This is a genomic window from Burkholderia sp. M6-3 (assembly GCF_050858985.1).
GTDB classification, from domain to species: domain Bacteria; phylum Pseudomonadota; class Gammaproteobacteria; order Burkholderiales; family Burkholderiaceae; genus Paraburkholderia; species Paraburkholderia caledonica.
In genome coordinates this window covers 2,920,391-2,935,863 of the sequence record NZ_CP110091.1, presented here as the reverse complement: position 1 = coordinate 2,935,863, position 15,473 = coordinate 2,920,391, and the positions used below count along the sequence as shown (strand labels likewise).

The 15,473-nt window shown below is 62.7% G+C and carries 14 protein-coding genes; 5 read left to right on the top strand and 9 right to left on the bottom strand.

The window, feature by feature from the left end; genetic code table 11:
* Nucleotides 1–19: 19 nt before the first annotated feature.
* A complete protein-coding gene (gene ptsP, locus OH764_RS30730; RefSeq protein ID WP_498849804.1) occupies nt 20–2,575 on the bottom strand; it encodes a phosphoenolpyruvate--protein phosphotransferase in 2,556 nt (851 codons plus the stop codon).
* Nucleotides 2,576–3,008: 433 nt separating this feature from the next.
* Here ptsP and OH764_RS30725 point away from each other — a divergent pair, with 433 nt between their 5' ends.
* The 3 genes from OH764_RS30725 (at nt 3,009) to OH764_RS30715 (ending at nt 6,743) form a co-directional block, all read left to right on the top strand.
* Nucleotides 3,009–4,601: an aspartate:alanine exchanger family transporter gene (locus OH764_RS30725; protein WP_498849803.1), complete on the top strand. Its 1,593-nt coding sequence runs from the start codon at nt 3,009–3,011 to the stop codon at nt 4,599–4,601.
* Between the two features lie 66 nt (nt 4,602–4,667).
* On the top strand, nt 4,668–5,663 hold the full coding sequence (locus OH764_RS30720) for a 2-hydroxyacid dehydrogenase (protein WP_498849802.1): 996 nt from the start codon (nt 4,668–4,670) through the stop codon (nt 5,661–5,663).
* 144 nt (nt 5,664–5,807) lie between these two features.
* The gene (locus OH764_RS30715) at nt 5,808–6,743 is read left to right on the top strand and encodes a DUF2950 domain-containing protein (RefSeq protein ID WP_498849801.1); all 936 of its coding nucleotides are present in this window, start codon (nt 5,808–5,810) and stop codon (nt 6,741–6,743) included.
* Nucleotides 6,744–6,880: 137 nt separating this feature from the next.
* Here the strand turns inward: OH764_RS30715 and OH764_RS30710 are convergent, their stop codons facing one another.
* The 4 genes from OH764_RS30710 to OH764_RS30695 form a co-directional block, all read right to left on the bottom strand.
* Nucleotides 6,881–7,204, bottom strand: a complete 324-nt coding sequence (locus OH764_RS30710; RefSeq protein ID WP_498849800.1) for a VOC family protein — start codon at nt 7,202–7,204, stop codon at nt 6,881–6,883.
* 156 nt (nt 7,205–7,360) lie between these two features.
* Nucleotides 7,361–7,564, bottom strand: coding sequence for a CsbD family protein (locus tag OH764_RS30705; protein WP_498849799.1), 204 nt, complete (start codon nt 7,562–7,564; stop codon nt 7,361–7,363).
* Nucleotides 7,565–7,648: 84 nt separating this feature from the next.
* Entirely contained in the window at nt 7,649–7,885 is a 237-nt protein-coding gene (locus OH764_RS30700) for a hypothetical protein (RefSeq protein WP_498849798.1), read from the bottom strand.
* Between the two features lie 5 nt (nt 7,886–7,890).
* Entirely contained in the window at nt 7,891–8,067 is a 177-nt protein-coding gene (locus tag OH764_RS30695) for a hypothetical protein (RefSeq protein ID WP_167455782.1), read from the bottom strand.
* 220 nt (nt 8,068–8,287) lie between these two features.
* Here OH764_RS30695 and OH764_RS30690 point away from each other — a divergent pair, with 220 nt between their 5' ends.
* Both OH764_RS30690 and OH764_RS30685 read left to right on the top strand, forming a co-directional pair.
* Entirely contained in the window at nt 8,288–8,683 is a 396-nt protein-coding gene (locus OH764_RS30690; RefSeq protein WP_498849797.1) for a hypothetical protein, read from the top strand.
* Between the two features lie 61 nt (nt 8,684–8,744).
* Entirely contained in the window at nt 8,745–9,953 is a 1,209-nt protein-coding gene (locus OH764_RS30685) for an MFS transporter (RefSeq protein ID WP_498849796.1), read from the top strand.
* 27 nt (nt 9,954–9,980) lie between these two features.
* Here OH764_RS30685 and OH764_RS30680 read toward each other — a convergent pair whose 3' ends face one another.
* From OH764_RS30680 to OH764_RS30665, 4 genes are all read right to left on the bottom strand, one after another.
* Complete coding sequence (locus OH764_RS30680) at nt 9,981–10,169, bottom strand: hypothetical protein (protein WP_498849795.1); 189 nt, start codon at nt 10,167–10,169, stop codon at nt 9,981–9,983.
* A gap of 850 nt (nt 10,170–11,019) precedes the next feature.
* Nucleotides 11,020–11,745, bottom strand: coding sequence for an aspartate/glutamate racemase family protein (locus OH764_RS30675; RefSeq protein WP_498849794.1), 726 nt, complete (start codon nt 11,743–11,745; stop codon nt 11,020–11,022).
* Nucleotides 11,742–12,959: an S-methyl thiohydantoin desulfurase domain-containing protein gene (locus OH764_RS30670; protein ID WP_498849793.1), complete on the bottom strand. Its 1,218-nt coding sequence runs from the start codon at nt 12,957–12,959 to the stop codon at nt 11,742–11,744. The genes OH764_RS30675 and OH764_RS30670 overlap by 4 nt, the downstream gene beginning before the upstream one ends.
* Nucleotides 12,949–15,267: a sigma-54 interaction domain-containing protein gene (locus OH764_RS30665; protein ID WP_498849792.1), complete on the bottom strand. Its 2,319-nt coding sequence runs from the start codon at nt 15,265–15,267 to the stop codon at nt 12,949–12,951. The genes OH764_RS30670 and OH764_RS30665 overlap by 11 nt, the downstream gene beginning before the upstream one ends.
* Nucleotides 15,268–15,473 lie beyond the last annotated feature (206 nt).

The window sequence follows — 15,473 nt, the reverse complement described above, 5'->3', positions numbered from 1 at the left end:
CGGTCTCCTGTTGAACTGCTTATTCGGCGAACGGAGCGAGGAGGGCGCGGACCTCCGCGGCGGTGCCGAGTCGCACCGCTTCTGCGGCGAGCTGACGCGCGCGGTCCATTGTCAGGCGGGCGAGCTGGGCCTTGATTGAACCGACGGCGGGAACGCTGACTGAAAGCTCGTCGACACCGAGACCTACGAGCACCGGCACAGCGATCGCATCCGATGCGATGCCGCCGCACACGCCGACCCATTTGCCGTGCTTATGCGCACCTTCGACCGTCATGCCGATCAGGCGCAACACCGCCGGGTGAAGCCCGTCGGCCTGCCTGGCGAGCTTCGGATGCCCGCGGTCCATCGCGAGCGTGTATTGCGTCAGATCGTTCGTGCCGATCGAGAAGAAGTCGACTTCGCGCGCGAGCGGCTCGGCGATCAACGCGGCTGCCGGCACTTCGATCATTACGCCGATCTTGATGCTGTTCGCGCGGTCGCCGGCTTCTTCCAGCAGGATCTTTTTTGCTGCAAGCACTTCCTCGATAGCGGCAACCATCGGGAACATCACATGCAGATTGCCGATTGAAGCGGCGCGCAGAATCGCCCGCAGCTGCGTGCGAAAAATGTCCGGGCGATCGAGACTCACACGCACGCCGCGCAGGCCGAGGAACGGGTTGTCCTCTTTCGGCAGCGGCATGTAGGAGAGCGGCTTGTCTCCCCCCGCGTCGAGCGTGCGGATCACGAGCGGGCGTTCGCGGCCGAGCGCTTCGGCAACGGCGCAGTACTCGGTGGCCTGTTCGTCTTCGGACGGTGCGGTGTCGCGATCGTCGAACAGAAATTCCGAACGCAACAGGCCCACACCTTCGGCACCCGCCGCAACCGCATCGCGTGCTTCCTTTGCGTTGCGAATGTTCGCGACGACTTCGACGCGGTGACCGTCGGCCGTCATGGCGAGCTTGCTCGCAGCGAGCTTCTCTTCTTCGCGTTTTTCGGCCTGACGGCTGATGCGCTCACGTGCCTTTTCGACTTCACCGGCGCTCGGGTTCCGCCGCAAGCTGCCATGCGAACCGTCCAGCACGACGAGCGTACCGTCGGCGAGTTGCAGCGCATCTTCGTCGATGCCGCAGATCGCCGGAATGCCGAGCGAGCGGGCGAGAATTGCGACGTGGCTCGTGGCGCCGCCCGTCGTCGTGCAGAAACCGAGCACTTTGGTTCGATCGAGTGAAGCGGTGTCGGACGGTGAGAGTTCCTCGGCGATCAGGATCGAGTCGGCGGGTACGTCGATCTGCGCCTGTTGCATGCCTGCCAGCAGCGCCAGCACACGCCGGCCGACATCGCGGACGTCGCCCGCGCGCTCGCGCAGCAGCGGATTGTCGAGCTTTTCGAGTGTCGCTGCCTGCTGCTCGAAGGCGGCGCGCCACGCGAAGCCCGCGCTTTTGCCTTCGCTGATGCTGCCGATCGCCATGCCGTTGAGATCGGGGTCTTCGAGTAATTCCAGGTGCGCGTCGAGAATCTGCGCCTTCGACGGATCGGTGAGCTTCGCTTTGAGCGCCTCGATGTTCTGGCGCGCTTCGTGGTGTGCAGCTTCGAGCCGCACGCGTTCGCGCTGCGGCGATTCGCCGGCTTCCTTGACGTCGATGACCTGCTGGCGGAACTGCACGATTTTGCCGACGGCGAGGCCGGGGGAAGCCGATACGCCAGTGAGTCCGTTGACATCGGCAGGCTGCGCGCGTTTGACGACGGCGGGCTCGCCAGACGATCCACTCGTGGGCGCGAGACTCGTCGGGGCAAAGGCGGGTGCGTCGGCGGCTTTTTCGCCCGAACCTTCGGCGAGCAGACGCGCAAGCGCGCCAGCGGCTTCTCCCGCGTCAGGACCGGTGGCCTGGATGCGTACCCTGTCGCCGAACTTCGTCGCGAGCCCCATGATGGACACGATCGACTTGGCGTTCGCGCTGTTGCTACCGTGCAGCAGGCGGATCTCGGACTCGTACTTCTTCGCCGCGCCGACGAAAACCGCTGCCGGCCTCGCGTGCATGCCTGCGGGATTCGGCAAAGTGACCTCGTCGGAGACGACTGCGCCGGTCGTGCGGGCGGTCTGATCTTTGGTTGTATCGTCGGCGAGTTCGACAGTCAGTGCGACGTCGCCGGCTGCGGTAACGAGGCCTTTCGCGGCCACGTAGCGCGTCACGCGGTCGCCGTTGGCGATCACCATCTCGGTCAGCAGGCTGGTCGCTTTGGCGCCGATGTAGACCGGATCGAACCGGATCAGCGGCTGGCCCGTCGTGACCGTATCGCCTTCCTTGACGAGCGGGGTGAAACCCTCGCCGCGCAGCAATACGGTGTCGAGCCCGATGTGAAGCAGCACTTCGAGCCCGCTCGCGCCCGTGATCGTGACGGCATGGTTGGAACTATGCAGTTGTGTGACCTTGCCGGGAAGCGGCGAGAGCAATTCGTGCGAAGTCGGATCGATCGATATGCCGTCGCCGACCATCTTCTGTGCGAAGACAGGATCGGGCACGGTTTCGAGCGGCACCATGACGCCCGAAAGAGGCGCGACCAACTCGATGCGTAGTGGACGCTGAAGAGCTTTCATCGGCGCGACTCCGTTTGACGCCCGGCTGAAACGTGCTGCTTCGAGCGGCGCGAACTGTCTGGAAGGCGCCGTGAACTGCCCGGATGACCTGGGCCGTTGGGTATTCCGCCGCGGACCTGCGTACCGGACGCCGTTGGGTCGTCCAGCGGCGCTGACGTCAAGCCGTGACCGATATCAGGATCGTGACACTGCCACGGCTAGCCTACAGTCGCCGCCGCGTGCGCGACATCGGTCAATGGTCCTATTGTCTTCATGATCGGATTGAACATAAATTTGTAGATGCGCCTTCGGGCTGCAATTTCCAACAATCGAAAAGCCTTCGATCGCAGCCGGAATGCCCCGACGAGCGCCAGGCTGGTGGCGGGATCGTGTCCCGGAGGCCCCGGGGCTCATTCGCTGCTGCGTCTTCGCTCCAAGGCAAAAAGGAACCGCCATGGATACGGTCAGGACGTTGCTCGAAACGCAGCCGCTCTTCGTGCTGTTTCTCACTGTGGCCTTGGGATACGTGGTCGGTGAGATCAGCATTAAAGGAGTGTCGCTCGGCTCGGGCGCAGTGCTGTTCGTCGGCCTGGCAATCGGCGGCTTCGCACCGAAGTCCGCACCGCCCGCGTTGCTCGGCACATTCGGGCTGCTGCTGTTCCTCTACGGTATCGGTATCCAGTATGGCGACCAGTTCTTCAAGGGACTGACGAGTCCGGACGGCCTCAGGGCCAACGCCGCCGCCGCGCTCGGGGTGATCGTCTCGGGACTGGTCGCGGTCGCATTCGTACCGCTCTTCGGCGTGAAACTCGACGAATCGCTTGGCATGTTCGCCGGTGCCGGCACCAGCACGGCGAGCCTGCAGGCTGCGATCGCCGCTGTGAAAAGCGACGGGCCGGCGGTGGGCTACAGCGTCGCGTATCCGTTCGGTGTTGCCGGGCCGATTCTCTTCCTGTATGCCCTTAGTGCATTGCTTAAACCGAACATCGTGCGACCGCCGCCTCCGCTCATCGAAACGGCCGAGATCGCGCTGCGCAATCCTGCATTTATCGGGTTGAATATGGCGCAAGTGGTGGCGCGCATGCCGACCGGGCTGGCGATCGCCGCCGTGCGTCGCGAGCACCGCAACCGCCCGGCTGCCGACGACCTCGTCCTGCGTGCCGACGACGTCCTGCTCGCGACCTCCACCGACCCGGCCGTGCTGCACGAGGCCACGACGCTGTTTGGCGAACTGCAGCCGGGCCGTATGACGAGTCACCGCGAAGACCTGGACTACGCGCGTGTGTTCGCGTCGAGCCGGCTCGTGGTCGGGCGCATGCTGCGCGACATCCGCTTTCCCGAGGGCGTTGTCTGCACTATTGCGCACGTGCGCCGGGGCGACGCCGACCTGATGCCGAACCCGGACCTCATCCTCGAATATGGCGACCGCGTCGGTCTGCTGCTCGATCGCGCCCAGATCAAAGCGGTTCGTGCGTTCTTCGGTGACTCCATCAAGGGTACTGCCGAACTGAGCTTTATCTCGATCGGCGCCGGTGCGGCGCTCGGCCTGCTGGCGGGTGCTATTCCACTATCCATTCCAGGCATCGGCAAGCTCGCGCTCGGGCTGGCCGCAGTGTTGCTGGTCGCACTCGTGCTCGGCCGGGTGCGGCGCTTCGGCCCTTTCGTCTGGACGATGCCGCTTTCGGCCAATCTCGTGCTGCGCAACCTTGGCCTGACCATCTTTCTCGCGCAGGTAGGCATCGCTTCGGGGCCGAAGTTCTTCGCGACCATCGGCGTTACCGGCCTGTCCTTCCTGCTCTATGGCATCACGATCCTGCTCGCGCTCGTCGTCGTGACGGCGGCGGTCTGCCTGTGGGTCTTCAGGCTGCCGTTCGACACGACGGTGGGCGTCTTATGCGGTGCGACGGGCAATCCCGCGATCCTCGCCTTTGCCAATCGCATTGCGCCGACCGACCGCCCGGACGTCGGCTACGCGATGATTTTCCCGTCGATGACCATCGCAAAGATTCTGTTCGTGCAGGTCGCCGCGGCGCTCGCCAGTGGATAGCGCGATCACCAGCCGTTAGCGATCGCACCCGGCACTTCTGCATCAAAAATTGCCACGGAGATCATCATGGAAATAGCCGTCTTCAGCGCCAAGCCTTACGACCGCGAGTATCTGAATGCCGCGAACGCGGGGCATCGCCATCGGCTCCAGTATTTCGACGTCCCGCTCGACATCGAAACGGTCAGCCTCGCCGCGAACCATGGCGCCGTGTGCATCTTCGTCAACGATCGTGCGGATGCCGCCGTGCTGCAGGCGCTCGTGCACGGCGGCACGAAGCTCGTCGCGCTGCGCTGCACCGGCTTTAACAATGTCGACCTGAAAGCAGCGCAGGACCTCGGGATCAAGGTAGTGCGAGTCGTGAACTATTCGCCGAACGCGGTCGCTGAGCATGCGGTCGCGTTGCTGATGGCGATCAACCGCAAGATCCAGCGTGCCTATAACCGCACGCGCGACTTCAATTTCTCTCTGGACGGCCTGATGGGCTTCGACCTGAACGGCAAGGTGGTGGCCGTGATCGGTACCGGCAAGATCGGGCGCGTGTTCACGAAGATCATGCTGGGGTTCGGCTGCAGCGTGATTGGCTACGACAAGTTCCCATCAGCGGAATTCGAGGCGCTGGGCGCGCGCTACGCGCGGCCAAAGGAAATCGGCGAGAGTGCGGACATCATTTCGCTGCATTGTCCGCTCACTCCGGAGACGTACCACATCATCGACGCCAGCATGCTCGCGCGCGCGAAGCGCGGCGCGCTTCTGATCAACACGAGCCGCGGCGCCCTTATCGACACCGAAGCGGTCATCGATGCGCTGAAAAGCGGACAGCTGGGCGGTCTCGCGATCGACGTGTACGAACAGGAGGCGGACCTTTTCTTCCGCGACCTGTCGGGCACCATCATCACCGACGACGTGCTTCAGCGGCTTGTCACATTCCCGAACGTGATCGTCACGGGCCATCAGGCCTTTCTCACGCGCGAAGCGGTGACGACCATCTGCGAGACGACCCTGCAAAGCGTCACGGAGTTCGAGACGGGCAAGCCGCTTTCAAACGAAATCAGTGCGAGCTGAACGCAGCGCGCTGTGGAGCGGTCACTCGGTGCGAGTTCGTAATCGTGTTCTGTTAGCCGGTACTTACATCGTTTCGCCATAGATGTGGCCAAAGCACTTTCGACACCTGGCATGCGCGGCGGGCGGCGCTGAGGAGCAGGAACCATGAAACTCAATTCACACGTTTTCCAGAAGTGGCTGACTGCCATTTTCACCAACCTCGCGGTCACGGCGATTTTCGCGTTGGCAATCTCACCAGCGGCTCATGCTCAGCAGCACTTTGCTACTCCGGAGGCCGCAATGAACGCCTTTGGTGACGCAATTGTCAAAGATCGCGAGGACGCATTGCGCACCATCTTCGGCAAGGATTTTCGCAATCTGATTCCTCCCGTTGGTGCACAGGTGCGTGATGCGTTTCTCACGATGTGGTCAAAGTCGCATGCGATCAAGCCGATCGATACGCGGCACGCGGAGATCGAGGTAGGCGACGATGGCTGGACGCTGCCAATCCCACTCGTGAAGACCGACCGGGGATGGCACTTCGACACGCGCGCTGGCGCGGAAGAAATGCGGGAACGACGCATCGGGCGCAACGAACTGGCCGTCATTCAGACGATGCTCGCAATCTACGATGCACAACGGGAATACGCGGAGACCAATCACGACGGCGAGGGCGTGCTCGCCTACGCGTCGAAGATGGTGAGTTCGCCAGGTAAACACGACGGTCTGTATTGGCCGACGGGACCGGACGACCCACCAAGTCCACTCGGCGACGCGTTCGTTAATGCAAGCGCGCGCAATACCCAGACCGCCGGTTACCACGGGTATCACTACAAGCTGCTCAATTCACAGGGACCGCATGCGCCTGGCGGCGCCTATGACTACGTGGTCAACGGCAAGCTGTTCGGAGGTTTCGCCATCATTGCCTGGCCGGTGCGTTACGGAGATACGGGTATCAAGACTTTCATGGTGAGTCATGCCGGGCAGGTCTATGAGCGTGACCTTGGCCCGCAGACTGCCGCGAAAGCCGAGGCAACGAAGTCGTTCGATCCGGGCCCTGGCTGGAACAAGGTGAGCGCTCGGGATAGCGGCCTACCCTGATCATGGTGCTGCGCGCGTCAGGTCCTCATGTTTGAGTAGTCGATGACTGCCGCGCGCCATCAACGGGCTGGTGTGAGGTTCCGGTCAGCTCGATTGCCAGCCGAAGACAGGTGCCGAGCGGTGCGCGAGGCTCCTGTCTATGCTTGCGCTGGGCGCACAGCTACGCCATACGTGCTGACGATTCGCGCATCCTGCTCAGCGGTCGGAAACAGCTCCCACTCGAGTCCGTTCACATCGACGCTGCTTGAATACGCGTTGGCGGTATCGTCTTCGAATCCGACGTGCCGCAGTTGACCCGCTTGTTCTGGTTTCTCGTTGATCGAGAAGTTGAGCAGGTCGGTTCGCCACATCGCGTATTTGCCCGGCACGACGGCTTCGGGCGATTGTCCGAGCCGGCGGCTGTAGTCGACAATCGATTCGTCGAGGCTCGCAACAGCGAGTGCAATGTGAAAACGCTTCATGATGGGCTCCCGCGGTGGTTATCCGTTTTGACGGTCCGCCCATCGTAGCGATTGCGCATGAGCGCAACTAGGCAAGCGATTATGCTGGTATGTGCGTTACCCGGTTACGCTCGCGGGCCGGTTCGGATCGCCCCGCCGCCGAGCGCGGCAACGCGGTCAGAGATTCGACGGGTTGCCCGGATCTGTCTTGCCCTTTTCGGCGTTTTCACGCTGATCGCCGAGGTCCTTGCGGTTTTCGCCTTCGGTGATTTGCGCTTCACCTTTGAGCTTCCTGTCTTCATTGCCGGTGATAGAGCCGACGCCCTTGTTGATCATGCCTTTCAGTTCTTCCTTGATTCCTTCGGTCTTGTCGTTTGCCATGAGTGCCTCCAGAGTTGAGCGGGCTTTCGCGCGATGCCACCATCGCGTGCGTGTTGCGAGTGTGCAATCCGCATGCCGAGGCGCTTATGGACGGCGCTTCTTCCACGCGTAGTCGGCGGGTGGATCGGCGACGCCCGGCCGACCCACCGAGTTCGGATTTTCCGAGCAAAGGGTGACGAAACACACAGGCTCGCCGCACGACTGACGGCGCCGCAACGTCTCGGTAAATGACAGCGCCTCTGCCATCGCGCCGGCGGCAAAGGATGCGGCGCGCGGCACGATTACGTCGTCTATCGCTTCCGACCAATAGACCATGTACACCGGGTTCACGGAGCAGGTGACTGACTACCGGGAACACCGACGCCCGGGATGTCACGCACGGGCTGCTGATCCGGCTGGACGTCGGTTTCGGGAAGCGACTCCGGCGTGCGCGCAGGCGGCGTGCCGCGGCCAATTTCGGACTGTTGCGGATCGGGTTTTTGGGGCGCGGGTGTTTCGGTCATGGACGGCTCCTTCTGCGTTGCTTTCGGTAGATCAGGTATCGTGTTTGCAGCATCCTGTGTGCCATCGAATCGCGAGCGTTGCTCAGGCCGTGCGCAGCATCGTGTGGCCAGGCAGCTCCCGGATCGCTACGCGCTGAATGCACAGCCGCAGGCTTCCCGGCAGTCTGGTCCCGGGTACCTTTACAATCCAACACTTCGATCCGACAAACGTGAATGCGCGATGAGATACCACTATGCATTGATCCTTGCGGCGGCCGTTGCGAGTACTGCCGTGAACGCTCAAACAGCTGCGAATGGCGAGACGGGCGCGCTGCAATGTGCGATCGGAAAAGTGACCGGCGTGGGCGGGTCGGAACAGAGCGTCCGTGAATATCTAGCGACGCCCGATCGGGACAAATATCGCTACATTGCGGACAACCCGATTCAATGCCGCATTTCCGACGAGGGCCGGGCGTCCGCATGTACCGGCATCACCACGCTTAAGCGTGAACAGGTGAGCGTGTACGATCAGATCGACAGCACGATGATCACCGTGGTCGCGCGCGTCGAGCTGGATCACGGCACGTATCCGGTGCTTATCGCCGTGCCGAGAAAAGACGTGCAGTGCCAGGAGTAAGTGAGCTGGCCCGGCCGGCTTTGTGCGCTGTCCCGATTGCCATTGCAAAGGTAACCTGTCCATGCAAGCCAGAATCCGGATCAGCGTCCTCGCGAGCATTCCACGAAGCGTCTGGGTACTCGGCTGTGTGAGTCTGTTCATGGACATCTCGTCGGAGATCGTCCATAGCCTTTTACCGATGTTCCTGACAGTGAGCCTCGGTGCAAGCGCCGCGACCATCGGCTTGATAGAAGGCGTTGCCGAAGCGACCGCGCCGATAGTGAAGGTGTTTTCGGGCGCACTGAGCGACTACCTTGGGAACCGCAAGTGGCTCGCGGTGGCCGGTTACGCATTGGGCGCGTTGAGCAAGCCTCTCTTTGCGATTGCGCCGACCGTCGGCGTGGTGGTGAGTGCGCGCGTCATCGACAGAATCGGCAAGGGAATCCGCGGCGCGCCGCGCGACGCGCTCGTTGCCGACGTCACGCCTGTCCATCTCAGAGGCGCCGCATTCGGCTTGCGTCAGTCGCTCGATACCATCGGCGCGGTGCTGGGCCCGTTGTTCGCTGTGGTCATCATGTCGGCGTGGGCCGATAACTTCAGGCTCGCCTTCTGGCTTGCCGTCATACCTGGTGTCCTGGCGGTCGCATTGTTGATGTTCGGCATCCAGGAGCCGGCGCGTGAAGCGGGCGCGAAGCGCGTCAATCCTGTGCGGCTAGAGAATCTGAAGAAGTTGGGCCCGCGCTACTGGTGGGTCGTCGCCATTGGCGCTGTGTTTGCGCTCGCCCGGTTCAGCGAAGCATTCCTCGTTTTGCGTGCGATGGGTAGTGGGGTACCCATCGCTCTAGTTCCGCTCGTTATGGCGACGATGAATATCGTGTATTCGCTATCGGCGTATCCGTTCGGCAAACTCGCGGACACGATGAATCACAAGCGGCTGCTGATCGCGGGCGTCGTCGTGCTGATCGCGTCGGACCTCGTGCTTGCACACGGCAGCCACTGGAGCATCGTGCTGCTCGGCGTCGCATTGTGGGGCTTGCATATGGGTATGACGCAGGGGCTGCTCGCGACCATGGTTTCTCATACCGCGCCGGCGCAATTACGCGGCACTGCGTTTGGCTTCTTCAACCTGCTGGGCGGTGTCGTCACACTGCTTTCGAGCGTCATTGCCGGTGAGCTGTGGGACAAGATCGGGGCTACGGCTACCTTTTATGCAGGCGCCGTTTTCTGCGTGGCGACAATCGCGCTCCTGGTTGCCGGCAAGGCGCCCGACACCCGCGCAACGTCGCACTGACCAACAAACAATTTGCAAAGGCCGCAGCTATCCGTTGAGTTCCGCGAGGAGGCGCGCCAGACGGGCGATGCGGTTGCGGTACATGGGTGCTTGCGGACTCGTCTTCAGATGTTCGACGCGATCGCGCCAATAGGTCGGTGAAAAAGGCTCTTGGGACGCCCATGCGATCACGCGCTCGAGGTGAACAAGCTCGCTTTCGAAGATGTGGTGGTGCATTGTTGAACCCCCGTGGATGGCCAGTCTTCTCTCGTCACGGCGCCGTTGAAATCTGGCGCTGCGTAAAGCTGCTCGGGCAGCTTGTTTTCCGCGACTCGTTACAACAAGGTTAGCCGTCGCAGCCCTTTCCCGAAGGGAAGGCAACGACGGCCGGACCCATCCCGCGGCGGATCTTCGGTGCATAGCCAAAGATTTTCCGCTCTTTAGTGCCGCGCATTGCGAGCTGCTTCTCTGCGGAAGCATGGTCGCCATCTACGCGTCACCGCTACAACAGCACAGCCCTCTCTCAGTCTGCTACCAACGGCTGGCTACCGTTGGCGTCGATCGGCGTTGCACGTATTAGTTCGTTTAACTAAACGACTGCTTGCCTTGGTGAATCGAGATCACTCGATCCGCGGTGTCAGCCGTCCCGCAACGGACGCAGCAACGCGGCAACAGAATGTCGAACACATTGCAGCGCGCGATCTTTGTTTGGTCTCTCAGGCTCCCCGGTCATTCGGACAAAATTCGTCGCAGCTTTCCGGCCACCTGCCTCTGTGTAAGCAATAGTCGTGCCATATGTTGAGATCGCGTAGGCTCGGGCACGTCGGTGAATCTGGTTTGCCGGTGTTGGCCGATCTCGTCCAGATTGGCGGTCAAAGTTGGTCGTTTTCGTCCACATAGGCCTGCGGGCGCATGTAATAGGGCGATTTCGTCCGCAGCGGGGCGACGCTCGACGGCGTGACGGAGGATTGCGGGCGCCACGGACGGCGCATAGGGAAGTCCGGCGCGGCGGTGCTTGCCGGGGCCGGACGAAAGCAGAAAGCAGATGAGAGCGGACGGGGGATGAGGCGGACAGGAGCGGACTTGCTTACGCCTGCAAGCTGACCTTGCTGTACGTGAGCCTGCTCGGGCGCACGCGCATACGCACCAGCGACACGAGGAAGCTGAACCCCGCCTGATTGGGATCGATCACGGGCACATAAGCGCCGAGCGCCTCGCCGAGCAGCGTCGACACCCGGCTCGCCACGTCCACGAATCCCGTACAGCCCAGGAGAATCGCCTGCGCGCCGTCGTCCTTGATCGCCTTCAACGCGGCTTCGAAGGTGCGGACAACCACGACGTCGATGTTCTCGAGCTGCGCGACAGGGCAGTCGATCGCACGAATCGACGCGAAGGTGTCTTCTATGCCGTAGGTTTGCGGATGACCGCGCTGCATCGCGAGCGTGCTTTGCAGGATCGTAATGATCGAGAAGCGCTGGCTGAGCGCGAGAGCCGTAAACGCCGACGCCGGAAAGCCGCCGATGATCGGAATGTCGATCACTTCGCGCGCGGCTTCGACACCGCACATGTCGAAGTCGGTCAGCCAGATGCCGTCGAAACCGTCGTTGGCGATGGACTGCGCGAGCTCGACCACCGGCATGCCGTTCTGCAGCCAGTTCGTACGGTTCTCGATATCAGGATGACCCTCGGTGATGTTGCGAATCTCCACCTCGACGTCGGGCGGCACGACAGGCGCAATCGCCTTCATGATGCGGTCGTTGTATTGGGCCGTGGCAACCGGCACGAGCACGCAGATGCGAACGGGCGAGTTCAAGATGCATCTCCCTTGCGTGCGGACTGCAGCGACTCGAGCGGCACGTAAGGGCCGAGGTAGCCAAGCGAGTTCAGCAACTGCATGAAGCTGTCGAGAATGAGGCCCGGTTTGCGCAATTCCGTTTCGGCGCGCCAGGCGATCAGCGTCACAGGGCGTTTGCCGACTGCCGGATTCAGCGAACCGTCGCCATTGACGAGGTCGCCATTGCTAAAGACTGCCTGGCCCTCGCCGCCGACGAAGTAGGCAACGCTGTCGGGCGCGAGCACGATGGGCTGCGCACACGTGCTGTCCCATGCGAGTAGCGACTCGTTCTGATACATCACCGTATAGGTATGCTGCCCAGCCTGGATGCGAATCTTGCCGACGTCGAAGCCGCCGCTCGTATCGACTTCGGCCGACACCAGTTCACCCGGCTCAGAAACGGCGCGCGCCGCGAGTCCGCAACGTTCGACGAGATAAGCGGTCATCTGCCGGGCGCTGCCGATCTCTCCGCTCTGCAGTGCGCGCCCGAGTTTCAGCGCGCGTGTCAGTGTGCCGCGAATCGGCGTCGCGCGGCCGATATCGGCCGGCGTCATCACCCACATCGCGAGTCCGCCGAACTGTCCGAACTCCGGATCGGCCACGACCGGGCGCATCATCTGTTCGACGATCGCCGACACGTCCCGCTGATGGGTCGGCGCGCCTTCGCTGCCGCCGCGCGGCGTCACGTTCAGTTCGACGCAAAGGCCGCCCTGGCTTACGAGGAACGCGGGCCGCGGATCGATCTCTGCAGCGGCGAACGTCAGCATCGGCAATGAGGGAACGGCGCGCCCGGCGCCGTCGGCGTCGATGACCGCAAGGCCCAGTTTCGCCGCCACGAGTGCTGCCACCGTGAAGCCCAGCGCACCGCTTTCCGGCGGCATCACATAGGCGAGTTTCGTGGATTGCGAGGCGAGCCGAGCCTGAACGTTCTGCACCGCCGTCACGGGGCCGAGCGGGTAGGTCGCCGAGTTGATCGCTTCGGGCGCGCCGAGATAGGCGACCATGACGGCCGCGCCCTCGGTAGCTTCATCGACGGAGACGACCTTGACGGTGTCGGTCGGATAGTAGTCGCCGGCTACGAAGTGCGCGGCCAGATGCCGTGCGGATTCGATGGTGCCGCCCCCGCCGCTGCCGAAGAACGCTGCGCCCAGTAGCAGCGGTTCAAAATCTTCCCGGCGTAGCTCATATGCCATTTACGATCCCTTTGGTGTAGTTGTGGAACGAAGCATGTTGCTGGAGTTCGGCGAGCAGATTCGCGGCGCCCGCTACACGAGGCGTTGCATCCGTCGGCAACGAACGCAGGCCGCGCTCGAGCGTCTCGACGGCTTCGGCTACTCGGCCAGTCGAGCGCAGCAAATCGGCGAGGTGGTGCGCGGCATCCACGCGCCCAGGCACCGAGCCGAACGCGAGCGCCGTCGACAGCGCCGTGCGCAGCCCGAGTTCCGCGGCGTTCACGTCGCCGAGCGCCCACTGCGCGCGTGCGCGAGTGACCAGTAGCTTGCCCAGATACACTCGCTCCTGACGGGCGAGCGTTTCGTCGATAGCCGTAGCCAGGATCGCCTCGCACGTTTTCGCGCGGCCGGCGCGCAGCAGCAATTCCCCGTGCTGCCACGTCTTGAATGAATAGAACAGCGCACCGCCATTGCAAACGACGTGGTTATCGTAGCCGTCGAGCATGACAGTTTCCGCTTCGTCGGCCTGCCCGAGTGCGCTGAGATGACAGCCGCGTAGCACCTGGCCGACTCCGCGATAGAACGCGAAGCCATGCGCGATCGACACGGACTCCAGTTCGCTCGCAAGCTGACCCAGCCGTTCCACGTCGTCGAACAGCGCAGCGAGCCAGGCGGCGCCCTGCAAATTGACGACGTGAGCGAGCGCGTGCACGCCGGGTTCGGATGTGCGCAAAATCAGCATTTCCATCGCGCGGCGTGCCTGTCCGAAGGCGCCGATCTGGTAGGCGGCGAGTCCTTCGAACGTCAATGCGAGACTTGCGAGGTCGATTCCTTGCGAGCCGGTGCGGATGTCGTTGCGCCCAACGCCTAGCAGATTGCCGCGCGCGAGACAGGCGAGAGCTTCTTCGCTGTCCCCGAGCCAGAACAGCGTGTTGGTCATGGCGACGTGAGCTTCGTCGAGCGACACGCGATCGCCGGCGTTCTGCGCGCGCTCCAGCATGTTCTGCGCGGTGGCGCGTGCCTGCTTGAGTTGCAGCGTGGTTAACTGCGTGGTCCAGATGCCGAACTGGATTGCGGCGATTTCAGCGGGGGAGCACACGCCTTCACCGACCGCCAGCGCCGCGGCGTAACAGGCCGTGGCTTCCGCGTACAGCCAGCCGTGCACGCTGCGCAAGCTCATGCCCAGAAGGCGGTAGGCGTCGAACTGAAGGCGGCGCACGGCATCCTGTTCGTTCGGCGTTTGCAGCACGTCGAGACAACGGCGCAGCGGCGGAATTGCTTCGGCAAATTTCGATTCTTCGATCAGCGCGCTCGCATGTTCCAGGCACTTGCGCGCTTCACGGTGATGCTCCTCTCGCGACTTCAGACGCCGTTCGATCGTCTTGCGACCCACGCCGAGCATCGCGGCGGCCGCACTCTTGTTGCCGCTCGTCCGTTCGAGTGCTCGGTCGATCAGCAAATCTTCGGCGGCGTTGAGCTTGTCGCGGCCTTCGAGCTGCATCAGCATATCCGCGAGACTCGCGCGCGACACCGGCCCGCTGGTCTCGTTCGCGAGAAACGGCTCGAGCGTATCCACGTCGATCACCGTGCTTTCTGCGAGCACGCTCAACTGGCTGACCAGGTTGCGCAATTGCCGGATATGGCCAGGCCACGGGTGCTGCGCAAGACGCCGCAGCGCGGCCGGCGCAAACTCCAGCCGGCGCGTGTGTTGTGACGCGAAGTGATTGACGAGCGCGGGGATATCCTCGACGCGCTGCTCGAGTCCCGGCACTGCGAGTACGAAGACCGCGAGGCGATAGAACAGATCCTCGCGGAACAGCCCCGCGCGCGCGAGCTCGCGCAGGTCGCGATGCGTCGCGGCAACCACGCGTCCGGCAAACTGCAAACTGGTCGACGATCCCAGCGGACGGAATGTGCGCGTTTCAAGTACGCGCAGTAGTTTCGGCTGCAGCGCGAGCGGCAATTCGCCGATTTCATCGAGCAGAAGCGTGCCCTTGCCAACTTGCTGGAAAAGCCCCTGGCGGTTTTCGCCCGCGCCGGTGAACGCGCCCTTGACGTGCCCGAACAGTTCAGCTTCAACGAGGTGTTCGGGAATCGCGCCGCAATTGACGTCGACGAAGGGTTGATCCTGACGCAAGCTGTGCGCATGAACACGGCGCGCAACGAGTTCTTTGCCCGAACCGGTCGGCCCGAAAATAAGCAGCGGATGATCGGTGGGAGCAACCCGATCGATCATGCGGACCAGTTGGCGAAACGCTGGTGCGCCGCCTACGAAAGAGCCTGACTCGGCCTTGTCGTTGGCGAACGGAACGACTGGGGTATAACTCATTACAAAGTAAGCTCCACATGATCCGCGTGCGGCGCTACGCGGAAATGGCCGTCGCAAGGACGGCGGTCATGCATCGATTCCCTGTCTGACGAACTTCCGATTCCGCTGTCGGAGTAGTCCGCCTAAGATGTGACAGAGTATGAAGGTTGGTTGTCGATGTTGTCTTTCGAAAATAATCCTGGCGCAAGTATCTATGCGCATTTCAT